General features: G+C 56.5%; 24 protein-coding genes and 3 pseudogenes. 11 read left to right on the top strand and 16 right to left on the bottom strand.

Annotated features, from left to right (window positions below):
• A pseudogene (locus HKD40_RS15960) lies at window positions 1-127 on the bottom strand (IS256 family transposase); the annotation flags it as partial.
• Between the two features lie 382 nt (window positions 128-509).
• Here HKD40_RS15960 and HKD40_RS15955 point away from each other — a divergent pair.
• The gene (locus HKD40_RS15955; protein WP_169196778.1) at window positions 510-1301 is read left to right on the top strand and encodes a sugar transferase; all 792 of its coding nucleotides are present in this window, start codon (window positions 510-512) and stop codon (window positions 1299-1301) included.
• Window positions 1302-1599: 298 nt separating this feature from the next.
• Here the strand turns inward: HKD40_RS15955 and HKD40_RS15950 are convergent, their stop codons facing one another.
• The 7 genes from HKD40_RS15950 to HKD40_RS15920 form a co-directional block, all read right to left on the bottom strand.
• Window positions 1600-3225 (bottom strand): FGGY-family carbohydrate kinase, encoded by a 1626-nt coding sequence (locus HKD40_RS15950; protein ID WP_169196777.1) that lies wholly within the window; start codon window positions 3223-3225, stop codon window positions 1600-1602.
• A 3-nt stretch (window positions 3226-3228) separates the two neighbouring features.
• Window positions 3229-3957, bottom strand: coding sequence for an SDR family oxidoreductase (locus HKD40_RS15945; RefSeq protein ID WP_169196776.1), 729 nt, complete (start codon window positions 3955-3957; stop codon window positions 3229-3231).
• A 77-nt stretch (window positions 3958-4034) separates the two neighbouring features.
• On the bottom strand, window positions 4035-4976 hold the full coding sequence (locus HKD40_RS15940; RefSeq protein ID WP_169196775.1) for a nucleoside hydrolase: 942 nt from the start codon (window positions 4974-4976) through the stop codon (window positions 4035-4037).
• 2 nt (window positions 4977-4978) lie between these two features.
• Entirely contained in the window at window positions 4979-5815 is an 837-nt protein-coding gene (locus HKD40_RS15935) for a carbohydrate ABC transporter permease (RefSeq protein WP_169196774.1), read from the bottom strand.
• Window positions 5815-6669 (bottom strand): sugar ABC transporter permease, encoded by an 855-nt coding sequence (locus HKD40_RS15930; RefSeq protein ID WP_169196773.1) that lies wholly within the window; start codon window positions 6667-6669, stop codon window positions 5815-5817. The genes HKD40_RS15935 and HKD40_RS15930 overlap by 1 nt, the downstream gene beginning before the upstream one ends.
• A gap of 21 nt (window positions 6670-6690) precedes the next feature.
• Window positions 6691-7965: a sugar ABC transporter substrate-binding protein gene (locus HKD40_RS15925; RefSeq protein ID WP_169196772.1), complete on the bottom strand. Its 1275-nt coding sequence runs from the start codon at window positions 7963-7965 to the stop codon at window positions 6691-6693.
• Between the two features lie 94 nt (window positions 7966-8059).
• Window positions 8060-9055, bottom strand: a complete 996-nt coding sequence (locus tag HKD40_RS15920) for a LacI family DNA-binding transcriptional regulator (protein ID WP_169196771.1) — start codon at window positions 9053-9055, stop codon at window positions 8060-8062.
• A 79-nt stretch (window positions 9056-9134) separates the two neighbouring features.
• Between HKD40_RS15920 and ugpC the strand changes: the two genes are divergently transcribed.
• Window positions 9135-10181 (top strand): sn-glycerol-3-phosphate ABC transporter ATP-binding protein UgpC, encoded by a 1047-nt coding sequence (ugpC, locus tag HKD40_RS15915; RefSeq protein ID WP_169196770.1) that lies wholly within the window; start codon window positions 9135-9137, stop codon window positions 10179-10181.
• A 21-nt stretch (window positions 10182-10202) separates the two neighbouring features.
• Window positions 10203-10952 (top strand): glycerophosphodiester phosphodiesterase family protein, encoded by a 750-nt coding sequence (locus tag HKD40_RS15910; RefSeq protein ID WP_169196769.1) that lies wholly within the window; start codon window positions 10203-10205, stop codon window positions 10950-10952.
• Here the strand turns inward: HKD40_RS15910 and HKD40_RS15905 are convergent.
• Genes HKD40_RS15905 through HKD40_RS15885 form a run of 5 tightly spaced genes read right to left on the bottom strand, consistent with a single transcriptional unit; the run spans window position 10949 to window position 14883 of the window.
• The gene (locus tag HKD40_RS15905; protein WP_169196768.1) at window positions 10949-12019 is read right to left on the bottom strand and encodes a hypothetical protein; all 1071 of its coding nucleotides are present in this window, start codon (window positions 12017-12019) and stop codon (window positions 10949-10951) included. The genes HKD40_RS15910 and HKD40_RS15905 overlap by 4 nt on opposite strands.
• Before the next feature lie 8 nt (window positions 12020-12027).
• Entirely contained in the window at window positions 12028-12447 is a 420-nt protein-coding gene (locus HKD40_RS15900) for a PqqD family protein (RefSeq protein WP_169196767.1), read from the bottom strand.
• A gap of 41 nt (window positions 12448-12488) precedes the next feature.
• A complete protein-coding gene (locus tag HKD40_RS15895; protein WP_169196766.1) occupies window positions 12489-13205 on the bottom strand; it encodes a glycosyltransferase family 2 protein in 717 nt (238 codons plus the stop codon).
• A complete protein-coding gene (locus HKD40_RS15890) occupies window positions 13202-13948 on the bottom strand; it encodes a glycosyltransferase family A protein (RefSeq protein WP_169196765.1) in 747 nt (248 codons plus the stop codon). Before HKD40_RS15890 ends, HKD40_RS15895 begins: the two co-directional genes overlap by 4 nt.
• Window positions 13945-14883, bottom strand: a complete 939-nt coding sequence (locus HKD40_RS15885; protein ID WP_169196764.1) for a hypothetical protein — start codon at window positions 14881-14883, stop codon at window positions 13945-13947. Before HKD40_RS15885 ends, HKD40_RS15890 begins: the two co-directional genes overlap by 4 nt.
• On the opposite strand from HKD40_RS15885, the gene HKD40_RS15880 reads away from it, so the two are divergent.
• Complete coding sequence (locus HKD40_RS15880) at window positions 14868-16079, top strand: hypothetical protein (RefSeq protein WP_169196763.1); 1212 nt, start codon at window positions 14868-14870, stop codon at window positions 16077-16079. The two genes, HKD40_RS15885 and HKD40_RS15880, sit on opposite strands and share 16 nt — an antisense overlap.
• Here HKD40_RS15880 and HKD40_RS15875 read toward each other — a convergent pair.
• Window positions 16057-17379 (bottom strand): glycosyltransferase, encoded by a 1323-nt coding sequence (locus tag HKD40_RS15875; protein WP_169196762.1) that lies wholly within the window; start codon window positions 17377-17379, stop codon window positions 16057-16059. The two genes, HKD40_RS15880 and HKD40_RS15875, sit on opposite strands and share 23 nt — an antisense overlap.
• A gap of 143 nt (window positions 17380-17522) precedes the next feature.
• Between HKD40_RS15875 and HKD40_RS15870 the strand changes: the two genes are divergently transcribed.
• From HKD40_RS15870 to HKD40_RS15850, 6 genes and pseudogenes are all read left to right on the top strand, one after another.
• Complete coding sequence (locus HKD40_RS15870) at window positions 17523-18227, top strand: nucleotidyltransferase family protein (RefSeq protein WP_169196761.1); 705 nt, start codon at window positions 17523-17525, stop codon at window positions 18225-18227.
• Between the two features lie 590 nt (window positions 18228-18817).
• Window positions 18818-18925, top strand: a pseudogene (locus tag HKD40_RS17960) (transposase); the annotation flags it as partial.
• A gap of 21 nt (window positions 18926-18946) precedes the next feature.
• Window positions 18947-19489 carry an HAD hydrolase-like protein gene (locus tag HKD40_RS15865; protein WP_248306102.1) on the top strand — a complete coding sequence of 181 codons (543 nt, stop codon included), beginning with the start codon at window positions 18947-18949 and terminating at the stop codon, window positions 19487-19489.
• A gap of 748 nt (window positions 19490-20237) precedes the next feature.
• Window positions 20238-21473, top strand: coding sequence for a hypothetical protein (locus HKD40_RS15860; protein ID WP_169196759.1), 1236 nt, complete (start codon window positions 20238-20240; stop codon window positions 21471-21473).
• Between the two features lie 425 nt (window positions 21474-21898).
• The gene (locus HKD40_RS17955; protein ID WP_248306099.1) at window positions 21899-22120 is read left to right on the top strand and encodes a tyrosine-type recombinase/integrase; all 222 of its coding nucleotides are present in this window, start codon (window positions 21899-21901) and stop codon (window positions 22118-22120) included.
• Window positions 22121-22158: 38 nt separating this feature from the next.
• Window positions 22159-22344, top strand: a pseudogene (locus HKD40_RS15850) (transposase zinc-binding domain-containing protein); the annotation flags it as partial.
• 75 nt (window positions 22345-22419) lie between these two features.
• Here HKD40_RS15850 and HKD40_RS15845 read toward each other — a convergent pair.
• A complete protein-coding gene (locus HKD40_RS15845) occupies window positions 22420-22923 on the bottom strand; it encodes a GGDEF domain-containing protein (RefSeq protein WP_282567907.1) in 504 nt (167 codons plus the stop codon).
• A 569-nt stretch (window positions 22924-23492) separates the two neighbouring features.
• Window positions 23493-25103, bottom strand: a complete 1611-nt coding sequence (locus HKD40_RS15840; RefSeq protein WP_169196757.1) for a GMC family oxidoreductase N-terminal domain-containing protein — start codon at window positions 25101-25103, stop codon at window positions 23493-23495.
• Between the two features lie 99 nt (window positions 25104-25202).
• Here HKD40_RS15840 and HKD40_RS15835 point away from each other — a divergent pair, with 99 nt between their 5' ends.
• The gene (locus HKD40_RS15835; RefSeq protein ID WP_169196756.1) at window positions 25203-26111 is read left to right on the top strand and encodes a LysR family transcriptional regulator; all 909 of its coding nucleotides are present in this window, start codon (window positions 25203-25205) and stop codon (window positions 26109-26111) included.
• Window positions 26112-26113: the final 2 nt, after the last annotated feature.

The following is a 26113-nucleotide window of genomic DNA, read 5'->3' as shown; positions in this document are numbered from 1 at the left end:
CGCTCTTTTCGCCATAGCCGGCCCCAGTGGCGGCACCCACTTCCATCTCCATCAGCCGTTCGGCAGCGAAGCCAATCATCTCACGCAGAATATCGGCGTCGGGGGTCTTCTCTACCAGCGTGCGCAGTTCATCATCGTGTCGGTCATCGGTGGTCCTTCAGGTGCAGGGTTGGGGTAAGCAACCAGACCTTACCGGAAATCCGTCGATGACCACCCAGCCGCTCGCTCGCTACGGCGCTCCTAATGGCGCGCTCGCGAGCGGCTTGACCACCTCAGTTACACCACGTCCCGGGACACGACCAACAAGACCAGCTCAAGAACACACACAGAACTGCTCGCTAGTGCTCTACACATATTGCGTAACCCAAAATTCACGAACAAAAAAAGATTGAATCAATACGCAGAAACATATACTTTTTGACCTCTCTATAATTAGAGCACTACTGTTATCACAGGTTAATAAAAACACTAGTTTTTTAGGCGCAGTATCGAACGGGGCGGAATAGAGCATGGGGGATGAGATTGGGAGCATAGAGCTAGCGGACGAGTTCCGCGGTGAGTCTTCATCAGGGTCATTCTCTGTCGATGCTAGCCACATCAAAAAAGACCTTAAATCTCGCCTGAATCAGTCTGGACTCCCCCTTGATTTCCAGGACGGATATCCAATCGTTAGCACCGTCGGCCCTCAGAATTTCCTGGTGCTCGCCATCAAGCGCAGTGCCGACATCGCAATCAGTTTAGTGGCGCTCATTGCACTTAGCCCTCTGCTTGTTGCCATTGCCTGTCTGATCAAAGCGACGTCTGCCGGCCCTCTCCTTTTCACGCAGAACCGAGAAGGGCTGAACGGGAGGGTCTTCCGTATGTACAAGTTTCGGAGCCTGGAATGGGCTGCATCCGATCATAGCGGACTCCAGGCTGTAAAAAATGGCGACCCGCGCCTGACGAAATTTGGCGCCTTCTTGCGCCGGACATCCTTTGACGAGCTACCGCAGCTCTTCAACATCATCCGGGGTGACATGAGCCTTATCGGCCCACGTCCACAAGTACCTGGCATGCTGGTCAACGAGCGTCGATATGATGAGATCGTCCCCTACTACCACTTACGTCACAAGATGAAGCCCGGCCTGACCGGCTGGGCCCAAGCGAATGGATTAAGGGGGCCTGTAGAAACGCCTCAATCCGCCGCAGCACGTGTAGACCACGACCTCGCCTACATCTCTAACTTCTCGCTCACCCTCGACGTCAAAATCCTAGTCTGGACGCTCTGGCAAGAGTTAATCAAACTAGGTCGAGGAACGTAAAAACATCTCCCAGTCAGGCGCTAGGATTCGCAGCTGGGAAGCTTATTCCATATAAGCCATTGATTTATATGAACCCATGACAGTGTGCAATTAGCAATTGTAGTACATACATGTAGTACAGTTACTCATCGTAACTTACGGGCAGGATCGACCGAGGAAGGATCCTGCCTCGGCGGACTGGGAAGCAATAACGGAAAGCCCAATTCGGGATCCCTTGTGCGCGTAGAAGCGGCAGCATTTTTCCGAGACACAGACCGCAAGGGGGCAACCATCGGGCCGGATCTCAATCACCGTTGGCCTATAGGCTCAAGTCACTTAGCCGAACCTGCTCGGCGACATTCTGCAGGGCAGTGAAAGAAGCATACCGTTGCGTATGATAGTCGGCCTGCGCTTTCGTTGGTAAGACAAGCTCATCGGTTTCGGCCATCGCTGCCATCGCCAGGTTCAGTGTCTTATATGCCCCGGCAGCGGTTGCGCCGAGCATCGCTGAGCCAAGTAGAACAGGTTCGGGCGAGCGTGTGACGGCAACCGGGATACCGGCGCTATCGGCTAATAGCTGGCGCACGAGTTTCGACTTCCCCGCACCACCACTGATATAGATCGCTTCGACGTCGATGCCTGATGCATTTGATGTCTCAATGATCTGCCGTAGCCCATACCCTAGGCCCAACAGCCCAGCGACATAAAGTGCCACAAGGCTCTCTTCGCTGGTTTCCATTCCGAGACCTGAGATGATCGCCTTCGCCGATGGATTGGCGTGGGGCGCTCGGTTGCCGAGGAACTCAGGAACAACATGCAGGCCGTTTGCCAATCGCGCGACTTCGGAAATTGTTATTCCTGAAGCCCCAGCAACCCCTGCTAGATAGGCAGTGACCGACTTTCCAGCAGCCTTTGCCCTCGTTTGAGCTTCATGGCCAAATGGATGCAGCTTCACGAGGTGATCAAGGGCAGCGCCAGCGGCTGACTGGCCACCTTCGCTCAGCCAAAAACCCGGAACCATCGCGTCATAGTATGGTCCCCACACACCAGGGACTGGCTTGGAGGCCTGCGTTGACGCCATTGTGCAGGCTGACGTTCCGAAGACATAGGCCATACGGGTGGTGATTTCGCCAGCACCGCCTGAAGCACCAAGAGTACCAACTCCACCGGCGTGAGCGTCAATCAAAGCTGCGCCGACCTTTGTGCCGACGGGTAGACCCAGATCAGCTGCGGTCTCTTCGGTGAGCCCATCCCCTAAAGCGACACCGGGGGCGACAATTTCTGTGCCGATACGTTCGAAGCCTTCATCCGCAAGAACGCCAAGGCCGACTGTTCGGAAATAGCTTTCGTCCCAACGCTGTTCGTGGGCGAGATAGGTCCATTTGCAAGTCACGGTGCAGGATGAACGAGCAAGGCTGCCTGTTGCTTTCCAGGTCAGGAAATCGGGTAGATCAAGGAATTGCCAAGCGCCTTGGAAAACCTCAGGCTTGTTCTCAGATAACCAGAGCAATTTTGGTGTTTGCATCTCCGGCGAGATACGTCCGCCAACGTAATCAAGGACAGCGTGGCCTGACGCATTTATGCGTTCAGCTTGATCAAGCGCACGATGGTCCATCCAAACAATAATGTCGCGATCTGCGTCCTCGCTGTCGGATATCGAGAGTGACCGCCCCCCCTGCCCGAGCACAACGAGTGAGCAGGTGGCGTCAAAACCAATGCCTGCAATGTCGCTCGGCTCAACGCCGGAACCAGCAACTGCCTCGTGCACAGTTTTGCAGACCGCTCGCCATATGTCGGCACTGGAGCTTTCGGCCCTCTCACCAGCTTCCAGACAGAGTTTTATCGGCTCGACCGCTGAAGCCAGCATTGCTCCTTGTGATGTAAACACCCCTGCGCGAGCGCTAGCGGTCCCAACGTCGACACCGATAAAATACTGCTTGGTCATGGCTTACAGATCGTTGCGCTGTGGAAGGATGACGAGATCGCGGATGGTGACGCTCCGCTTACGGGTGAGCATGAAAAGGACTGCGTCAGCAACCTCTTCCGGCTCCATAAGGTCACCCGCTGCCAAAGCAGCGTCCAGCTTTTCCTGCGGCCAATCGGAAATCAATGCCGTACGCACAGGACCGGGGCAAACGGCACCAACGCGAATACCTGCAGGCGCAACTTGGCGGCGAACGGTGTGAACGAAGGCCTGAACGGCAAATTTGGACGCAGTGTAAATCGGCTCCCACGCGACAGGCACGAGACCGGCAATCGAGCTGGTCATGATGATGTCGCCGGTCTTGCGCTCGGTCATATAGGGAAGAACCGCATGAACCGTGCGGAAGGACGCGTTGACGTTGAGATTGAGCATCCGGTCCCAGTGGTCAGGATTGCCCTCAACAACCGGTCCACCGATGTAAGCGCCAGCATTGGCGTGGAAGATGTCGAGCTTGCCTGCCCGTTCGAGAATGGTTGGCAACATGGTTGCCACGCTTTCGGGCGAGAGCAAATCGACTTCTACGGCAAAGGCGTTCTCGCCCAATTCGGCGCAGGCTTTGGCCAATGCGGTCGCATCGCGATCCACCAGAGCAACTTGTGCTCCTGCGTCCAAGAGCGCCTTCGCACAGGCAAATCCGATCCCGGAGGCCGCTCCGGTGATCGCTGCTACTTGGCCCTTCAAAGATAGGCTCATTCCATCGTCCTTCATGAGGTCGTAACGCAATCGAGCCACGGCTTAGCGTGGCTCGAGGGAAAGGCATATGGCGAAAACTAGCGCTTGGTAAATGCTTCGAGCCGCGCAAAAAAGTGCTGAAGGATCGGATTGCGATCCACATAGGTTACGTAGCGGAGCAGATGACGACCGCGATCTTCCGAATAGGTGATGTTGTCGGTCATGATCGGGGTGTGCGCCAGAACACTTGGTGCCCACTTGTCGTCGAGCAGCCAAGCCACCGCGGCCATGTCCCAAATTTCCTTGGCCCAACCAACGTGGTTGTCTGAGTATTCTTTAAAGCGCATCGACAAGAAGGCACCGATGTCGCCGCATGGCTCAACGTATTTCTCGATTTCTGGCACGGTGCTGTGCAGATGCGAGGTCACGCCCATGCACGGCACGAGAACGAGTGGCACACCACTATCAAAGAGCACCTGCACGCCGCCGACGTCCTGCTTAAGGTTGAACTCAACCTGATGTGGCCATTCAAACGCGTGACCACCGAGCCAGACGACAACCGTGCGGTCGATAATATCAGGTGCCTTCAGTAGAGCTGAAGCAACGTTACTGATCGCGCCGATCGCAACCACATAAAGCGGATCTTCTGGGGTCGCGGAGCGTGCACGGGCGATCATGTCGTCGACGGCAGGCGCTTCACGAGCAACCTTTTCAAAGCCGACATAGTCGGTCACGCCGCGATGAACCAAGCCCTCAGGATTGACATCCATACGCTTCAGCAGCTCGAGGATTTCCTGATAGCTCAGTTCCATCCCCTCGCCCGGCCCGGACGAGCGGTCATTGAAGAACGGCGCGGCATAGATGGCTTCGAGGTTTATGCGCTCTGGCGAGAGCAAAAGCTGCACCAGCGCATACTGGTCATCAATCTCATTATAGGTGTCAGTATCCAGAACAACGCGGAGCTGACCGGCTCGTGGGGCCAAAAGCGCGAGGCGGGCTTCAACAGACAGCTGCGGAGCAGCATTGGCGGAAAGGGACATGATTATTCCTTGCTCCCGGTGGCAGCCACCGAGTTCGAAAAATACGGCTGGAAGAATACGAGGATGATCATCGGCACGAGCGAGATGAACATTGCGCCGGCCATGATCGGACCAAAGGCGATGCCCCAAGCGCTGCTGAACTGAGCGATCGACACGGCCGCAACCTTGTATTCGGTCGCAGGCGCGATTAGCAGCGGCCAAAGATAGGCCTGCCATTGGAAGATGAACATGATCAAACCGGCGCTGATCATGGCGGGGCCAGACAGGGGCAGATAAATGCGCCAAAACACCTGGAACCAGCCCATGCCGTCGACCATAGCGGCTTCACGCAGTTCCTTCGGCAGGCCAAGGAAGAACTGGCGCAGCAGGAAGACAGCCAGACCATTGCCCAGACCAGGCAGTATCAAGCCGAGGTAGCTATTCTGCAGCTCAGCGCCGCGCATGATCTGATAGAGCGGCAGGGCAATAGCGTCGAACGGGATGAGGAAGCTGACGATCATCACCGTGAAGACGAGATTGCGCCCCGGGAATTCAATGACCGACAGAGCGAAGGCCGCTGTCGTACAGACAACCAAGCCCCCCAGCACGGTGACAACCGCAACAAAGAGCGAGTTGAATAGCGCCTGCCCGAAGGTGCTCTGGAACAGCGCGATAACGTGATCAAAGGTCCAGCGGGTCGGCAGGAAGGTCTCAATCGTGATCGGATTGAGGAATTTGAAAATGTCCTCTTCAGGCCGGAAAGCACTGACGAAAATCCACCACAGCGGAAGGAAGAAAATAATGCCGGTCGCCGCGATGACGGCGATATGCAGGACGGTGGTCGCCTTGATGTTCTGCATCACTTTTCTCCCTTATCGCTCATCATGCGGAACTGCAGGGCCACAATGGTGAGCATCAGCAGGATCAGCACGACGGTCGCTGCATAAGCGCTGGCCTTGTCGCCAGTGCCGAAAGCGCGGGTGTAAATCTCGTGCATTATCAGATTGGTCGAGCGCTGTGGTCCACCACGGGTCAGGATCTGGACTGGCGCAAAAACGAGGAAGTTCGAGACAGTGTCAGCAACCAGAACGAAGGTCAGCGGGCGGCGCAATTGCGGCACGGTGATCTTGGTGAACTGCTGCCACCAATTCATCCCGTCGATACGGGCGGCTTCGTAGAGCGACTTTGGAATGTCCTGCAACCCGGCCAGAAGGATGGTCATCCAATAGCCGACACCGATCCAGCTGGTCACCAGAATGATACACGCCAGTGCTTGAGATGGAGAGGTCAGGAAAGGTTGCGGGCCAATGCCGAAGACGCCCAACAAAGCGTTCGCAAGCCCGTCAGGCCGGAGTGCAGCAGCCCAAACCACTGCCGAGACCGACGCTGGGATCGCAACTGGAAGGAGCACCAGCGTACGCCACAGGCCGGTACCCGGCAGCTTATTGTTCAGCAGAATTGCCAATCCGAGGGAAATGGCAATCTGCAACGGGTTCACAACGATAGAAAAGAAGAGCGTCGTCCAGACCGAAGACTGGAAGACCGGATCGCCAAAAATATAGATATAGTTATCGAAACTGTAGGTCGTTGCTCGCGGGGCGAGCAACGATTCATGGACGGAAAGAAGCGCGGGCCAAATTCTGAGGCAGAGCACTGCCAGAAGGGCCGGAGCCAAAAAGGCTAAGGCTACGGTTAAGTTTTTTGTTTTTGACACGCGCTTCCCCCTAGGCTCGTCTTACTGGATACGCGAGAGCGTCGAGTTCAGCTCGCGCTGAGCATCTTCCAGCGTTGCCTTTACGTCTGCGCCGTTACGCAGATCACCAAAGACACGGTTCATCACTTCTTCAAAAGCAACGAAGCCAGCAGAGAGTGGACGGCTCACAGCAGTATCACGCAGTTCGTAGCCCATGATCTTCTGAACATCCGCGCCGTTCTCTGGGAACTTTGGTGCGAACCAATCAGCGTAGATCGCAAAAGCTTCCAGGTTCACTGGTGGAATGGGGTTGGCTTCGACGGTCTTAAACGCACCCTGCGGGTCAAGGCTCATGAACTTTGCTAGCTTCATGGCTTCTTCTGGCTTGGACGAGTGCGGGCTAACTGCAAGAGCCCAAGATCCAGTTGGGGTCACTGGCTTGCCACCTGCATGGTACGGAACTGGCGCAACGCCGAAGTTCAGACCTTCAGTGTTCGTGTAGCCAGCAAGCTGCCATGGACCGCCAACGATGAACGCCATCTCACCAGCTGCGAACAGCGGAGGAACCTGACCAGTCGGGATACCGCGTGGCGAGATGCCGTCTTCAAACAGCTTGGCATAGAAGGACGCGCCTTCGATCCACTTTTCGTTGGTAATGTCTGGATTGAGATTGCCTTCACCGGTCAGACCGGAGCCCGCGCCGAGGCCTTCAAAGATTGGCTGCAACTGGTAGTAGCGGTCGATCTGCTCAAAGGCAAAACCGTACTTTGCGCCAGCTTCCTGAGCCTTCTTTGCCTGCTCCAGAACCTCGTCATAGGTGAGACGATCTTCCTGATCAGAACCCGGATGCGGGATGCCTGCCTTATCCAGCAGGTCCTTGTTGTAATACATGACCTGGGTCGAGGTCCAAAGTGGCAGCGTGTAGATCGTGCCATCGACGCTGAGCGCATCAAGCGCAACTGGCGTGACCAGAGGCTCGATTTCGCTGCGCAGATCTTCGAGCGACTTCAGGTAACCACGAGACACCATCGCTGCAACGCGTGGGCTGTCGACGAGCAGAACGTCGATGCTGTCATCCCCTCCGCCGATACGCGCTTCAATCGCAGCGTTCATACTTTCAAATGGGATCGACTGGTGTTCGACAGTGATCCCAGGGTTCGCCGCCTCAAACGCCTCGATTACGGGAGCGAGAACTTCGTCACGCTCAGCAGAAATTAGGGTCAGCTTCACGTCGGCTGCGAGAACAGCAACCATGCTGACAGAGCTAAGGGCAGCCGCAAGCGCAGCAGCGCGAGCCGCATTCTTTAAAGTGATCAAGATTTCCTCCCACGGAAATGGCGAGTGTCTCTGCACCCGTGTGCAGAAACTTAGGGAGGAATGTCGCACCCTGTCAAGTACGACGAAGGGTTGATCAGCGACTCGTGCTACGGAGCACTAATTGCGGGGTTATATCGATATGGCTCACCTCTAACGGGCGACGTTCGATTTTATCCATCAAAACGCGGACAGCTTCCGCGGCCATCAAAGGCAAGTTCTGATCGACGCTGGTAAGTGCGTGCAGAGTTGATTCTGCCAGAGCGGTATTGTCGTAACCAACAATGCCGACATCGCCCGGAACTGCCTTACCGAACTCCCCTTGCACAACTTCCATGGCCGCAAGCGCCATGAGGTCGTTTGCGCAGAAAATGGCGTCTGGCGGGTTCGGCAGTACCATGAATTGACGAACAACATCCTGCGTCACGTCGCGACGATCTTCGCCGCTCGCCCGCGCTGCAAGCGCTAGACCGTGTTTCGCCAGACCATCCTGAATGCCGCGACCACGGTCCACCGCCGAAGAGGTATCTTGAGGGCCTGACACATAAGCGATGCGCGAAAAACCCTTAGACACTAGAAGGTCGGCAACCATTAAACCGCCGGCATAGTTGTCGCCACCAACGGTTGTAACACTGCCTTCACGCAGGTGGTGGTTGACCAAAACCACTGGCCGACCGCTCTGATTGAGCTGCACCGCAAGCCGCGACGTCAGCTTGGACGCTGGCAAGAGTATGCCGTCCACTTGGTATGACAGTAAGCGCTCCAGCAGCTCATCCATGCGCGACGCATCGCCGACGAGCAGAAGAATTCCGAGCCCCCGCTGCTGCAAACTGGTCGAGAGCAGCTCAAGCAGTTTGGCGTAAAACGGGTTGTTCAGATCAGAACACACGACGCCCACGAGACCACTGCGCCGCTTGGACAAAGACCGTGCAATAGCGTTTGGCCGATAGCCCAGCATCTCCGCTGCAGCCATCACCTTCGCCCTGGTCTCCGCCGATACATAAGCATTTGGCGTGAACGTTCGCGAGACAGCCGAACGAGAAACGCCAGCAAGCTTCGCCACATCCGCTGATGCGGGTTCTTTTTTCTTCATCCGCACATACCGCCAGATTACTGCTTGACCGTCAATAACTCTCCACAATAGTCTGCACACGGGTGCAGGAGGAAATTGCATGAGTACGTTGACCCTTCGCGGTGTAAAGAAATCCTATTCCGGGACGCAGGTTCTGCATTCCGTCGACTTGGATGTGGCTGAAGGCGAATTCGTCGTTTTGGTCGGCCCATCTGGATGCGGGAAATCGACACTGCTGCGCATGGTTGCCGGTCTGGAAGACATCACCGAAGGTGACGTGCTGATCGACGGCAAGGTGGTCAACGCGGCTTCACCAAAAGAGCGAAATATCGCCATGGTGTTCCAGAACTACGCGCTTTATCCGCACATGAGTGTGCGCGAAAACATCGGCATCAATCTCAAGATTGCAGGCCTGCCAAAGGACGAAGTTGAAAAGCGCGTCGCCGAAGCAGCCAAGCTCCTCAACATTGAACCCTTTCTCGATCGCCGCCCCGGCCAGCTTTCTGGCGGTCAGCGCCAGCGCGTTGCTATGGGGCGCGCTATCGTCCGAAATCCCGCAGTCTTTCTCTTTGACGAGCCCTTGAGCAATCTCGACGCCAAGCTTCGCGTCCAAATGCGCTCTGAAATCAAGGCTCTACAAACCAAGACCCCGCGCACATCAATTTACGTGACCCACGATCAGACTGAAGCAATGACCCTCGCCGATCGCGTCGTGATCATGAATTCTGGTCGCATTGAGCAGATCGGCTCGGCGATGGAAGTTTACTCCAAGCCTGCCAACGTTTTCGTCGCCAGCTTCATCGGCTCTCCGGCTATGAACATTTTCGAGACCAGCATTTCCGGCTCCTCATTCGATCTTGGAGGAACCCAAGTATCGCTCGGCAACAAGGTCGTGGCAGCAAACACGGTCCTTATAGGCCTTCGCCCTGAGCACATTCTTCTCGATGAAAACGGTCCGATTTCTGGCGAGGTGCAGTTCGTCGAGCCGATGGGCGCGCAGACACAGCTCAATGTTCGTGTCGGCTCGCAGGATCTAGTCGTGATTTGTGCAGGCACATCCATGCCGGTGGCGGGCCAGAACATTCGCCTGGCGGTTGATCCTGAGTTGATCCACGTCTTTGACGCACAAACGTCTCAGCGCATCTAATCGAGATCCGGGTTCGCAGCTATGACCATGATTATCGGCCACCGTGGTGGCCGCAACCTTTGGCCTGAAAACAGCCTCAGCGGTTTTCTCAAAACACGCGCCCTCGCTCTCGATGGCGTCGAATTTGATGTTCACCTCACCAAAGCTGGCGAGCTTGTCGTCATTCACGATGCAACGCTTGATCGCACAAGCTTAGGTACCGGCCCCGTCGCCGACCTACCACTGGGCGCACACCAGACGACGCTCCTCAAGGGAACCGTGGAAGGCATCCCACTGCTCAAGGATGTCCTCGAAATATTCGCCCAAACAACAGGCGAGTTGCACATTGAGCTAAAGGATGACGTCAACGGGGTGCCCTACCCTGGCCTCGTTGACGCCGTATACGCCGAAGTGGAGCGTTACGGCCTTCTGGAGCGCTCGTTCCTCACGAGCTTCTCCCTATCCGTGCTTGAAGAGCTTCGCGCCAAATACCCCAAGGCCAGAACCCTCAATTCTATGCACGGCCCAAACATCGAACGCGAAGGCCTCATCCCCGCCCTCGAAAAGCGCTTAGCCCTCGCCGATGTCATCGCCATCCAAAACGACGTTCTCAGGGAGCATTGGGACACCATCACAAGCATAGTACCCCTCTCCCTCCTCGGCGGTTGGGTCCCGAACACGGAAGAAGACCTCCGCTACTGGCTCACCAAAGGTCTACGGCAGATCACGACCGATGAGCCAATTCGAGCGCTGGGTGTATCCGAAGATCGCCCTACCCCGGCGAACAACTAGCCCTCACGACGTGGGATAAAACGCGCGGCACCCCGCCGCGCTGCCCACGCCGCCTTACGCAGCAGCACTTCGGGGCTGTGCCGGGAATACCGCACATCTTCAATCGCGCTTTTAATCTTGCCACTTGCCTTCCCCCTGGCGTTAGGCTCCCAGCCTAGGCTGCCATCCCGCCCTCCACTTGTATGCGATGAACGGGCCAGCGCCTCAAGCATTGCCGCTGGGGGATTGAATGGGGTGTTGTGGGCTAGGAAAGTCAGGTAGGCCAACGGGGTGTCGCTCAGGCCAAATCGCTCGCTCTCTTGAGCTACAACCGGCCAATCGACAGTCACTCCAGCTTGCCCATTCAGAACTCTGAAGCCTTCCAATATCCGCGCGAACCGCGAAATTTCGTCTAAGCTTCCCGAATGAACCATCGCGCAGAAGAGTTGGTATGTTGGCGACATCACCTGCACGCGTCTGCCATTAAACTTGGCATGAACCGCACTGGCGAACACGCGCTGAACGAAATGCCTGTTCGTCACATTGGCCAGGGGGCTAATTCTAAGGCTAACGGTGTTTTGATCATGCGGCGACCGCCACGTAGAGCCGATGGCGTCAGTTAGCCCCGCAACCCGCACATAGCTGTGGGTTTCAAGTAGGCGCTGTGCAGCAGGATGTTCCTCGGATCTGACGACCAGTTCTATGGAGCCTAGAGCGACCTCAGCCAGCTGCACATCTTGGCGCGCCAACAGCCCTAGAACGCTTGGCAAGATCGGTACGATCGAATTGCTGCCCAAGATATCGAGCACCAGCAAAACACTGCGGGTGACCGCAGTGTTTCTACTCCAAAGACTGCGGCCCACCCCCTGCAAACGCTTCAAATCATCTTCGTGAACCCCTTCGCGTATCGCCACTTCTGCAAGCCACGGAAACGCTTGGTGCTGTGCGAAAGGCGCGTCACTCAATGAACAGAGGCCTCTCCACTGACGATAAGCTTCGCTTGACGCAGTGCCGCGATAGGCAAGGGCCTGGAGAATGAGGCCGTAGGAATGATCCAGATAATAGTCGGCTGGCGTCGCTACGGCCATTTCTTGTGTCAGTCCTTCTTCGCCACAGGCCAACCGATTTCAGCGTCGACCTCGTGAACAGGATCAAGCAGAAGTAGGCTCTGCATATCGCCGAAGGACTCCAACTCTGGCAGTTCACTACCGTCGGCGAAAGCCGCAAAACTCAGACCAACGCTTGGCGCTTCTGTGCTCTCGACCTGAACCATGAGCCCATTCTCGACAAGCTGCTGAACAAACACGGTGACAGCGGCGGACATGTCTGGACGTCCTGCCACCTGCTCTTGAACTGCCTCAACAGAATGACCGGCATTAAGGTCGGTCCAGATCGCTGCGCCGACTTCTTTAATGCTGAAGTAAATGCCCGTGCCAAGGTTGATCGCGACCAGTTCGCCATCGAACTCTTCGGCACTGCAATTCGGCTCGGCAATTTTAAGATAGGTTGGGGCCAAGGTATTCACTCCATAAAGATTTTTTCGACGGTGAAACGTCACTATCTAATTTTGTAGTCTGCTTCGGCAGGAACGGTCGCAAGCTCCAACCCTGTATCATCGATGAGGTATTCATACCCCTCAGCTTGAAACTGATTGTTTGGGTCTAGCTCTTTGTAGCGGCGATACCGCGCTAGGCGATCCTTTGGATCGATCATGCGGAGGTGATAAATGGCATTGGGCAATTGCGCCCCAACCTTATTGAGCCGCATTACGATTTCGAGCGGCATCCAGTGCCGGTGCAGCTGCCTCGGGTCAAATTTCGTATGGGCCGGGTTGTTCTTAAACAGTCGATAGCGAGCCTTTTGCCCCCAAATGCCGTCGACCCTATACGTACGTTCGTCGTCCCAAAGCTCGCGCAAACGCAAAGTAAACGCTTCCACCCCACGCTCTTCTGCTTCCTGAAGAAGCGCACGCAACTGCTTTGCAAAGCCAAGTTCGATGCGCTCATCAGCGTCAATACACAAAAACCAGTGAGCGCCGTGGCGACGCCCGGCTTTGATTAAATCGACATGGTTGTCACGCTCGCGCCAAGGCTGCCCAGGAGAGCGCGAAATCAACTCCACAAGCTTGGGATGGGCGGATAAGATATCAGCTGTCCGATCGGTCGAACCGTCGTCGATCGCCACTATGGCGTCCACTGCGGAGGAAATATTTTCGAGCCATTCGGCAAGATAACGCTCTTCGTTCCGCGCTTGAAGAAGTGCAACAATCTTCATGGCTTTTGACCCTGAGCACGACGGCGCTCGATCAATGCTTTCAAAACCGGCGCATAGCTTTTGGTCTTGAGCGTTTTCGTACTATGGTTCGCGCCATGCACACGACGCATTGAGACCGTTTCTGCGAGCATTATGGTGTCGACGCCGGCGTCCTTGGCCCGACCGTACCAGTCCATAAACTCGCCCACGTGAAAACTTTCATTGAACGGGCCAACTGCTCGCAGACACTCAAGAGATGCAAGCAACGTTCCTGCCGAAAAGGCCGGCATCGGGTCTGGGGGGCATACAAGAGTGGCTGATACTTCTGGTGAAATGTCTGGCGAGATGAACTGCTGCATGTGGCCAAAAACGAGCGTGTTTTTTTGACCAGCCTGAGCGTTATGCTGACGTTCGAGCTTGTCGGCCTTCCAGACATCATCTGCGCTCAGGAAAGCAATAGCCTCGGTTTTCGTTAAGCGAACACCATGATTGAGTGCCGACGCCACGCCACCGTTTGACTGATGGACGTAAGTCACTCGCGGGAATGATCGAGCCACTACTTGCGTGTCATCGCTCGAACCATCGTCTACGACAATGATGTCGGTGACTGGATAAGTTTGGCCAAGTACGCTGTCGATCGCTTCGGCTAGGAATTTTCCTGCGTTATACGCCGGTATCACGACCGTGGTCGTTACGGGTGCATTTATGCTCAAGTGAAAATCCGATTTTTTAAAATGATGTGAGTGAAATCGCGCAGCGGTCAACCAGCGTAGCGTGCATATTCCGTGGGACAATGGTCCAGCAACACTCTCCCAATGCGCGTGCTGGAGATGATCTTGAGCAAGGCAGTTGAAGAAAATTCGCCTCGTGAAAGCTGTTTTGCAGGCTTCATGAGATTGTGCCGGAGATCAAGATAGTCGTCCCTTGTTGCGCTGGGTAGCAGCGCTCGCAGAGGGAATGCCGCTATGTCTGGATCAGGATTTTTGACACGCTCGAGCGCTGGGAAGACCTCACATGCCTGGCAGCGGACTGAATAGGTAAATGCCAACTGCATTACCCAACTGAGCTGCGAGCAATTCAGCGGGTCAACAGCCGTAAATGGGTGCAAGTCGAATGCCACTTTGTGTCCTGCCGCGTTCTTCGCAACCCAGAAGTACCCGACCTTGCCGTGATGCTGAGCTAAGTTGAGCATCAGCTGACCCACCTCAAGGTTAGCGAGGCGATAGTTGTCGGTTTCATCTGCTGAAAGATCCAAATAGCCAATTGGCCATTCGTGGATCGAAAACCAAGACACATGGGTGTCGGTTGAAACGCTGCCAAACCCGACACACGCGACAACATCTATCCCTAAGCCAGCGAATTCTCTGGCCATCCGATATTCCGTTGCAGCTTGCTGGAAAGACGCTCCCCCAACAAAGGCATTGTCGTGCCCACTGGCAACGTCCACCATCATTCTGCCATCGAAGTCAAACCGGGGCGCGGTTGGCCCTTTATCAGGGTAGGTGCCAAATTTTATCTCGCCCCCGAGATGCCCCGCACCCTTAATCTTGAGGGAGTAGCCACGCTTTTCGGGGTGAGGAAGGTGTATCGATCTGCCTCCATCGAGCACACCGACACGCGACGGCCGTTCGAACCACGCTGTCACGCGCTTCGCAATCGCAGGAGAGGCATGGTGAACGTTGATTGAACGAATATCCATGCCCGCTAAAACTCTTTGGCAAAACAGCTTTCACCAAGCTAAGTCAGGAATTACCCGTCGAACACAAGCGAAAACGATCCGCAATCATGCCTAAACCCACCGAAGATTATTCCCTGCCCCAGTTGGTAAACGGCGCGGGTGCTATCGAGTGGATGCGTGACGTGCTGGATCTCCTCGCGGGAACCAATCCTACCGCCTGGATAACCCACCATATTTCGCTGGCGGGACTAAGCCTCCAGTTGGTGTTTGACGATGCCGAGCTCGCTAAAAGTTACGTGGACATGATGTCTGCCTGTGAACTCGACGCCTCATGCCAGCACCGGGTATTTGTCTTAACGGCAAAACGAAGCGCGGCGCTCGGACTACCAAATCTAAACCGATCCAGTTGTTCGCCAGAGCAATTTCAAAGTCTGGTCAAGTCTGCCGGAATGCGAGCCGCTTACCCCTTCCAGGATGGCATATGGAAGTTTTACGACATTCAGCGAAAGATCGGCGTCCAACTAACTAAAAGTCGCCAAACGCTTCCGCTTTGGGATGCAACGGCACCGCTTCGGCAGCATTTGCATTGGCTTCTTGATGAAAAAGACCAGCGCCTCGCACATGCTGCAACCCTAGGTCTAGACGGAAAAGGCCTCGTGATGTTCGGTGCTGGGGGCGCTGGCAAATCCGGCACGACACTAGCGGGCATATCCGTTGGGCTCAAAACAGCCGGTGACGATTATGTGGCGTTAGGCATCGATGACACCTGCTTCGCGCGTTCTCTGTTCAGAGTTGTAAAACAAGATCGATCGGGGCTCGCGCGCATCCCGCATCTTAAGCAGCAAACTGCCCATATGGACGTCAACTGGCGCGGTAAAGTCATGTTTGACCCAGACGAGTTCTACGCGGAACCTTTCGTCGGCGAGCTACCACTGGGGGCTGTGGTTCTTCCTAGCATTGCCCATCTTGCAGAACCTGTGCTGCAGCGCGTTAAACCTCGAGAGGTGATGTTAGCACTCATGACATCCAACCTCCATCAGTTCCCGGCCGAACATGATCGAGGCATGAGCTTTTACGCTGAACTTCTCAGACGTCTTCCCAGCTTCCGCCTAGACTTGTCGCCCGATGCCGAGAAAAACGGACGACTGTTAAAGGCGTTTATCGCGGCGGGCTTTCCACTCGAGGGTATGACGCTTAGTGCTTCATTTGCGGACTGAGCGCCGCTTGCTCTCTCACGACGCCCGTAGGCAGACAGTATTGGAGGCGCGCAATAAACGTCTCCAAGTCATCTTCCCTATTTCGCTCCTGCAGCCATTCCATCATTGCTTGAGCTTTTGCGGAATGAAAACATGATAGGTCCATCGCCATCTGAAGATGCATGCGAGCTTTCTCGCTGCTGACCGGCTCGTTCGCCTCAGCACAGGCTAGGCGCAGCGGGATATTCTCAAAATCTAGGCTGACAGCGTCTTCGAGCTTCTTGATGTCCACAACGCTTGCCTCGCGGTACGCTTGCGCCATTAGCGACCGAGCTTTCCCAAGCCTCGCCGTCCCGCGCGCTAAGCCTAAACAATAGGCCAGACTACCCACGCTCAGCAGCGGCCCAATCGCGGCTAGTTTCGCGCTATCAAAGCCAAGATAGTCTCTTGCGATCTTTCTAGCCGCGCTGGTGCGCTGGCCCGCATTATTAATGACCGCTCGCAGCGTTGCGAACCACCGTTGCGACTCATGGGCGCCATTCGACCGAGGAGCAGCGCGAACGCCTCGCAGGTACAAGTCTCGTACAAGCGACGACAGTGTCCTCGAATTGGCGTGGCCGGTCTGTACCTCCGGAACCCAAGCAGGAAATACCCCGCGTCCGAGCCGTTGAGAGAACCCGCTGTCTTCAGCAATTCGCGCCACCGAATTAAAATAGCCAAATTCAGCAAACACATCGCGCCTGTAAGACACGCCATAACGCAGCGCGTGTGCCGGATGGATCTGGGGTGAGCGGAGACCGAAAAGCAAGAGGTGTGCCGCTAATGCCGCGACGTTATTTCCCTCAGGCACCGCAATGGCAGACGCCACTGCGCGGGATCCGCTAGCATGTTTTCGCAGACGTGCCGAAGCCCACCCCGGTTTTGCAATGCAATCCCCAGCGAGAAAGGCAACGTAAGGTGCCTCACTTGCGTCAATCCCGATGTTTCGAGCAGCGCCTACACGTAGCGGTTCTTCTATATCGATGATACGGATCCGGCCCGAAAACTCCTGCAACAGCGCAATCGCGTCCCCGCCCCCGGAGTTCACGACGACAATTTCTGCCTGGCAAACTTGATTAACCAGGGAAGTAACGGCTGCAACGAGCCCCTTCTGCGCGCGGTACCCAATTACCACCACCGCGATCTGACTAGAAGACGTAGGGTTTGGGCGCTCATGTTTTACTGGTCCACGAAACCAGCGATGCCAAATCTCGGGGGGCATTGAATGATCAATCAGATTGCTTGGAGCTACAACAATTTCATTCCCCGGCGTTCCACGCAAGCGCACGAACTATATATCTGGCATACATTTACCGGTAATAAGTCGTGTCATTAAGGCATGAGATTATGCCTTACTAACACCGCCTCGTGCCTTTGATCGGTTTCTAGATGCCTTGGCCAGATCTACGTAGTTTCGCTCAACTCATGCTCAACGCTGCGCAGGGCATAGACACAGCGCCACAAATTGCGAGACTGACGGCATCCGGCGTTACGCCACGAGACATTGAAACCTTAGCGAAGCGACACAAGCTCAAGCCCATTTGCTCGCTGGTTCTCGAACAGAATGCCCAGGCATCCTCTCTTGAGAAATCTCAGTATTACGTGGCCCACCATCTCCATATGCGCTACCAACTCGCACAGCTGGCGAATGCATTGCAGCAAGAGGGAGCAGAAATTCTTCTGCTGAAAGGCGCAATCCAGCTTTACCGCCCGATATATCCTCGCCCAGGGATGAGGCAGTTGGCTGACCTGGACGTTTTGGTGGACGACCCTAAGGCTTTGACCGTCTTTTCCAACCTCGGATACATCACCGTAGATCCAGAGGAAGCGTTCCCAACGTCACTGGATTTGGATCAAGGCGAACATCATCTCGCGCCGCTGTGGCGAGAAAAAGATGCAACCCGGGTCGAGCCACACGTGCTTCCTGTGCCCCCCGAATACGCTCATCTAGTGGCCCATGTGATGTCTGGCGCCAGCCCGGCACCAGGACACCCTGCCCTTTTGCTGCCCTCGCCAGCAGACCAATTTATTATCACGCTCATACACGCCATGAGGTCAGACAGAACCAGCGTTCATGGTGGTCTGTTTATGCGATCGTTCATCGATTTGGAGCTTCTCTACAACACTTGATGAAGCTCAAAAAGGGCAAGTTACCGAGGCCCTTTCGAGTAAGCGTGGGAAACAGTTATTCGAAGAGTGGTCCACGATCAGAAGCTGGGTGTTCATGTCTGAAAGCAGCGTGCACTGGCGGAGCTTCCGCTCCGCGCGCATCATAGCCGAACTACAACTTCGTCATCTTGGCGCCGGCGGCACTATAGCGGCGGCAATCACTAACTTGGTTCTAGACTTAGCGCGCCCAAACTACTGGCGCCACGGAAATCCAAGCAAGTACCTTCTCAAACCGTTCGACAGCTCGTTTTGGAAACGCTTCCGCACCGCTATCCGGCGATGACACGCACCGTGACCTTGTAGTCATCTCGGCTTCCAACGCTATCGCCTACGGCGCTGTTAGCGTGAGGCTACTATTGGGCTGAAATTTAGCAGCGGCCGCCCTTATTGAGCTATTATGGTTCTTGGCTATATCGCCCGAGATCTAGCCTCACTATGCCGCCGCCAATGGCATGGATCATGTCCGACGTACTGACCTGCCCCCGAATTTTGGACCACCCGAACGGGCAATTTTCCATTTATGATCCCCTGGCCGGGAGGTGGAGAGTTCGGTGAGAAAATCGCAGTTCACCGAGGCACAGATCGCCTTTGTTTTGAAGCAGGCTGAGGATGGAACGCCTGTTGCCGAGGTATGCCGCAAGGCGGGCGTTGCCGAAGCCGAAACGCTTAGGGATGTTTTAATGACCGCCTATAAGCTTGTCATATTTGATTTTGACGGAACCCTAGCGGACAGCGCTCCTTGGTTCATCCAGACCCTAAGCGGGCTCACCCAGCGCCATAGCTTTCGGCAAGTAAGCGCTACAGAAATTGAGCACCTGCGCGACAAGCCGAACCGCGAAATCATAAACTATCGGGGCGTGCGGTTCTGGCAAATGCCCGCGATAGCCCGTGACGTACGCGCTCGAAGCGCCGAGGCCGCAGATCAGATCCCTCAGTTTGACGGCTTCCCGAATGTGTTGGCCGCCATCAAAGAAAACGGCATTCATGTTGCCAATGTAGGCTCCATCAGCGCAGACACCATCCGCCGCATTTGGGGGCCCTCAGCCCATCTTATCGACCGTTACGGATGTGGCGCATCGCTCTTTGGGAAAGTCCAAAAGTTCCGCAAACTCCTACGTGCTCTTAGGCTGATCCTCACGAGGTGCTCTCAGCGGGCGATGAATGTCGCGACATCGAAGACCCAGTCGAAGTCTCGTCCTCCATTCGTTTTACCCGAGTACTGACTCCCGAGGAGTAAAACACGGGAGAGGCCCCCATCCCCTGTTGCTGCCAGGTGTGCCAACTTCCAATTCCGCACTTTATTCAACGGCCCTTTGGCCGAGGCAACGTCCGATAACGCTTCTTGTGCGACATTTGCCGACCCCGGCTTGTCGCCCCTGCCCCACAAAGTGAGCTGCGTGCTGGTGGTGACGGCGCGTCCCAAGCATGAGCATCAGCAATGCCCCGCCTTGACCCGTGTGACAGTTCTGCGCCTTTGCGGCCGTGATCGGCCAGCATCATCACAGCGGGCGGGCCGGGGCCATGCTCGCGAACTTCCGCACCGACGCCGCTTCCATGCGAGATCCCCTTTTGTCGAGCTTGCCCATGCGCAAAGTCCTGAAACCCTTATATTCCGGGGTTTTGCGAGCGACTGCAGACCGTTCGGGTACAGGCAGGTTACCGGCAACCTGCCCATAACTCGTGACCAGGTGTTACCAAAATCAAGAAATCTGCCACCAGATCGAATAATGCCGTTACCTCGTTCGAGAAAAGCGTTACCTGCCGACGGTTTTCCGCCTCAATACACCCTATTAAGGCACAATTGCGCGATTTCACCTCATTTGATGGAATTTTCTTCTGCGATATTCCTATTTAAGGGCATCTTTAACCGGATTTGCAGATCCGATTAACACCGTGCCGCGTCAGTTCTTGTTGTTGACTAATGCATTAATATATATGTATTTTCTCCGTGGACTAACGCAAATACGGGCCATGAGAAAACAGCTCGCCAAGACCGCTGAAACGCCCAGCCGGGAAACCTTGCACGCTTACGAGCGGCAAGCGCTTCGTCACATCCGCAGAGCCACGAGGATATATCCGACGCTGCCACCATTCGCCGCGCTCAAGGAGGAGGTAAGTGGGCGCATGGACCTGCTGCGGCCACGGACGGTGCGTCTCTATCGCGCAGAAATGGGGCTGGCCCTGAAGCTTACCGGGACCGCGGCCGGTCTTTTCGAACGGGAGATCGAAGAAGCGCAAGACCTCTGCAGAACCGAACTTGATCGCCTCAAAGGACGCCCGGAGCCGAAGCGCACTGCATCGAAAAAGGTGAAGGATGCGACCCAGAAGGAAGTGGCTCGGGTTTTCGCCGAGCTCAAGCGCACCGCACTCAAGACTGGAAGTATGATGGCGGCAGCGGCGGCCCTTTATTGTGTTGTGGCGCCGCGGATGGGCCCCCGCCCGAAAGAGTTGCTTGACGCCGAGGTCCGAGGCAATCTGCTTATCTTCCCGAACGCGAAGGCGACCGTCAGACACCCCGACACCAGGGCCCTGGACATGTCCGAATTCGGCCCCGTTTTCGTGGAAGCCGTGGTCACCTTGCTTGCCCTCGTGGCTCGCCAAGTCGCTGAACTGGGCTTCGAGCGCTGGCGCAACGCCATGGCTGAAACGCTGGCGCGCGCTTGTGCCAGGGCCAGCACCCGCAGGCTCAGCCTATATGGGTTCCGCCATGTTTCTATTGCGACTTGGGAAGCGGCCGGGCTGACCAAGGAAGAAATTGCGGCCATGGCCGGTCATCTTGGCCTTGAAACGGCTCGCATCCACTATGCCCGGGCCCGACATGGCTGGAAGGTCAAGGTCGTGGCGCGCGCGGTTGGCCAAGCAGATGTCTATGCGGGCGCGATCAAGGACGATGAGACACCTGCCAGGACCGCTTCGACCAAAACCATGTCGACCCGAAAAATCGCGGCGGATAGGGAAAAGAAGTCACCGTCCAGGAGTGGAAACGCGACCGCCGAAGAACTTTGGGCGACGCACCGGGCAAAACTGAATGCGACACTGGACGCCCTCGATGCCCAGCGCAGCGGCAGCTCGAAAAGACCGGCAGCAAACAAGTACCTGCCTTCGATCGCCTCCGATCATCAAGATCCCGACGCGCCAGATCCTCAGGAGGACCAGATTCGACCTCATCTTCCAGATGATGACGCAGATTCAGATCTCGACATTTGATGCCTTGTCTGTTCGCCATTCGCGGAACCGGGAGGCCAGTTGCTATTCCATATGTTAAGCCCCCGCTGCGGGCCGACCTCGCAATCGTCACCACCATTCTGCGCTCCGAAATGGTCATCGGTTTTCGGCGACCATGATTATGTCGGTCACGTCCGGCCTTTGCCGCCTTCTTGGGCCAGAGCTCTGATGTGGCCACGGCAGACGATCTCCGTCGCTACCAGCTTTTTCAGCATGAGAACGGCGTCAGCGCCTCGACGATCAATGGTGCAGTCTCGGCCTAGCACTTCCTGTTTGCGGCATCGAGGAGGCGGCCCGGCTGCTCGAGGCGGCACCGGGCGTAAAATACAAGTCCGCGCTCGGGGTCGCCTTTGGCGCCGGGCTGAGCGTCTCCGAGGTGGCGCACCGAACCGATCTCGTCACGGCAATTGCATCGCGCGGTGCAGGAGGCGGCCGAGGTCGCCGGCATCCGCAAGAAGGTCAGCCCGCACACCTTGCGGCACAGCTTTGCCACGCACCTCTTGGAGCAGGATGTCGATATCCGGCTCATCCATGTGCTGCTCGGGCCCTCCAGGCTCGAGACCACCGCGCTCTACACCAAGGTCTCGACCCGCGCGATCCAAGCGGTCGCCAGCCCCTCGACCGGTTGATGGCGCTGTGGAGGACAAGCCCCCACCCGCCTGACCCGGTGCGCCACACCATCCAGGTCGCCGATATCTTCCGGGCTGCCGGTCCAGCCTATCGCGCGGCCCATGCCGGGCATCCGAGCTTTAGCCGCTCGATGTCGGCGATCGAGACCTGCCGCACCGCAGTCCCGGATAGCCACGTCGAAGCCTGTTCCGACTGCGGGCATCAGCGGATCGCCTATGAAAGCTGAGCGCTGCTCAACATCGAGCATTGCATTCCAGCGCCATGTTGGCTGCTCCCTCTAAGTCGGGAGGAAGTGTTTTCAGGCTATTTGCGTGATAGTGCCATCGCTTGCCGCAAGCGGCGTGAAGGTCTGCTCTCGATTTCGTCCGCCGTTCTTGGCGCGGTAAAGCGCGATGTCGGCATCTTTCAGCAGAGACTCCATGGAAACCATGGTACTGGCGCCAGCCACTCCGGCGCAGAGCGTCGCCCGCACGGGCACGCCCTCGATGAACTCCGCTTCTGCCTGGAATGAGCGCCTGATCCGCTCGATGATGGCGAAAGATGCTACCGGGTCGCTCCCGTGCAGCAGTATGGCAAACTCTTCTCCACCAATGCGTCCAATAACGTCATTGGTGCGCAGGCTAGCCTGTGCAACGCGGGCAAATCGCTTGAGGACCGCGTCGCCCATGGCATGACCAAAGCGGTCGTTGACGGATTTGAAGCTGTCCAGATCGATAACCGCCACGCCGATCGGCTTACCCTCGGCGGTGCAGCAGGCAATGAGCCTGTGGCCCATCTCGGTAAAGCCACGCCGGTTGGGCAGGCCGGGACGTCTCGAGTTACACCAATTCTTGTTTCAACAAATTCGCGGTCATAACGTGCTCTTTTAGGCTGCATAGTTGAAACTATGCAGCGAGAAATGAGCTCCCAGTTTGCCCGCATTAACGTGCGCGGCCTGACCTCGGTTTCAAAGTTCGACACCGAAGACGCCTGCGATTATTCCGTCGCTTCTCACCGGAATTCGTCAACTACATCCTTGAACCAACGATGCAGTTGTTCTGCGGCTACGGCGTAGATGATTTGTCCTGCGCTTGCATGTTCGGCCTCATAACACCGGATCATCACCACTGACTGGTAGCAGCACTTGGGCCTATTTAACCACCTCACACACCCATGTTGTGCGTTAGAAACTTTGGTCGGTGTGCATCTAGCGACTACGCGCCGGGCCACTTGACCAACGCCTGCAGTCCGCTTCTAAGCTTAAAACTGCTTCTGAAAGCCACGGAATGGCCCGACCATCTCCGACGATACAGGCACATTCCGGTCAAATCACAGCAGCATTCTGCCACTCTAAGCTTCGCGCACGCCTTAGGAGCACAAACGCTTTTTTGATTAAGCGACGGCGTCTTCCAAGATTGCCTCTGACGCCTTCTCCGCAATCATAATGGTCGGAGAATTTGTGTTACCGGATGTGATGAATGGCATAGAGGACGCATCAGCGACGCGCAGGCCCTCAACCCCATAGACACGCAGCTTGTTGTCCAGCACCGCCATTTCATCGGACTTGACGCCCATGCGCGCCGTGCCGACTGGGTGGAAAATCGTCGTGCCGATATCGCCTGCAACCTTGGCGAGGTCCCCGTCGCTGGTGAGATGCGCGCCGGGACGGAATTCCTCGGGGCGGTACTTTGCCATAGCTGGCTGCGACATGACCTTGCGTGCCCAACGAATGCTGTCTGCTGCGACCTGACGGTCTCCCTCTGTCGAAAGATAGTTCGGCGTAATAACTGGCGCAGCAGTGACATCCATGCTGCTGACGTGCACCTCGCCACGGCTTGCCGGACGCAGATTGCACACGCTCACGGTAATCGCCGGGAATTTATGCATCTCGTCGCCGAACTTATCGAGCGAGAGCGGCTGGACGTGGAACTGGATGTTCGGCGTTTCATAGCGATCCGACGAACGCGTGAACGCACCCAGCTGCGATGGCGCCATGGTCAGCGCACCGCGACGGCGGAAGAGATAATCCAGCCCCATGAACCCACGGCGCACCAGCGACTGGTAGAGCATGTTCATGGTTGGCACGTCTTGGACCTTATAGATCGGACGCAATTGCAAATGGTCCTGGAGGTTCGAGCCAACGCCCGGCAGGTGATGCACAACATCAATACCTGCTGCCTTAAGATGCTCGCCATGACCAATGCCGGAGCGTTCAAGGATCGCCGGGCTCGCCACCGCGCCTGCAGAAAGCACAACCTCACGACGGGCACGGATGGTTTCGCGCACACCATTGCGTAGTACGCTCACGCCGGTCGCCTTGCCGTTCTCAACGATGACTTGGTCAACGAGCGTATTGGTGAGAACTTCCAGGTTCGGACGCTTCAATGCGGGCTTGAGGAAACCACGCGCGGAGCTCCAGCGACGGCCCGTCTTCTGGTTGACGTCGAAATACCCACAGCCTTCATTCGTGCCGGTATTGAAATCGGTACTGCGCGGAATGCCGGCGCTCTCGGCGGCATCAATGAAGGTGTCGAGCACTTCCCACTTCAAACGCGGCTGCTCTACACGCCATTCGCCGCCTGCCCCGTGAAGGTCCGAAGCACCGCGCCAATTGTCTTCGTGCTTTTTAAAAACTGGCAGAACATCGTCCCAACCCCAGCCTTCCAAGCCAGCTTCGCGCCAGCGGTTATAATCCGCCGCCTGCCCGCGCATATAGATCATAGCATTGATGGCCGACGAGCCGCCCAACACCTTGCCGCGCGGATAGGCAAGGTCGCGACCATTCAAGCCCTCGGACGGCTGGGTGCGGAACATCCAATCCGCGCGCGGATTGCCAATCGCGAACAGATAGCCGACCGGGATATGGAACCAGATCCAATTGTCCTTGCTGCCAGCCTCGAGCAGCGCCACCTTGTATTTGCCGTTCTCCGACAAGCGGTTCGCCAAAACGCAGCCCGCCGAGCCGCCACCGCAGACAATGTAATCGAATTCCATAGAGCTCATCAGTCACTCCCTCACTGAGGCGCAAGTTACTGTGCGAAAATGCTTGCTCACAAGCGGAGGTTTTGAACATATGCTGTGCGGAAATGCACGAGGCGAAGAGTGGCGGGATTTGACTGGAACGACCTGAAATTCTTCCTAGAAGTGGCCCGTGTCGGCACGCTGAGCGGGGCCGCGCGTATACTGTTAGCAGACCACGCCACGGTCAGCCGTCGGATCACCGCGCTCGAGCAGGCACTGGGACGCTCGCTCTTCCAGCGCGGAACGAACGGCTATGCGCTCACCGCGGCAGGGGAAGACCTGCTGCTACACGCCGAACAGATGGAAGTACTCGCGCTGCGATCAAGCGCGGGCAGCGATGTCGGTAGCGCCATCGGCGGGGTGGTGCGCATCGTCACCGCTGATGGCTTTGGCAATTTCTATCTCGCCGAGCGTCTCGCCAGCTTCGCGCAGACCAATCCGCGCCTTTCGGTGCAACTTGTGCCAATCCAGCAGATCCAGTCACAAAACCAAAGAGACGGCGACATTGGCGTTACGCTGACCCCCGGCGGCCCGCGGTTTGTCGCTGAGCGATTGGCCGATTATGGCTTGGGCCTATACGCCAGCAAATCCTATCTCCATGAGCACGGCACGCCAGAGGCGCGCGCGGCGCTCTCCAAGCACCGGTTCATCGGCTATATCGAAGACCTGCTGTTCTCGCGCGAGCTGGATTATCTCGATGAGGTCTCCCCCGGCTTAAGAGCGCAATTGCAATTCTCGAGCCTTCTCGGACAGGTGGAAGCCACCCTTGGCAATGCCGGAATTTGCGTCCTGCCCCACTTCATAGCCTCGCGTTATCCAGCACTCGCGCCAGTCCTGCCTGATGAGGTCAACATTCTCCGTTCCTATTGGATGAATGTGACGCCAGAGGCCCTGCGCGTGCCGCGCGTCCGCGCTCTGGCGGACTTCGTGCGCAGCCTTTGCCAAACCACGCCCTTCCCTTTGTCAGCGGCTGCAAAGGTGCTGCGCTAGAT

It is taken from the genome of Devosia sp. MC1541 (genome assembly GCF_012847305.1).
GTDB lineage: Bacteria > Pseudomonadota > Alphaproteobacteria > Rhizobiales > Devosiaceae > Devosia.
Note: the sequence above shows the minus strand (reverse complement) of the source record. Positions and strands in the feature narration are given on the sequence as shown.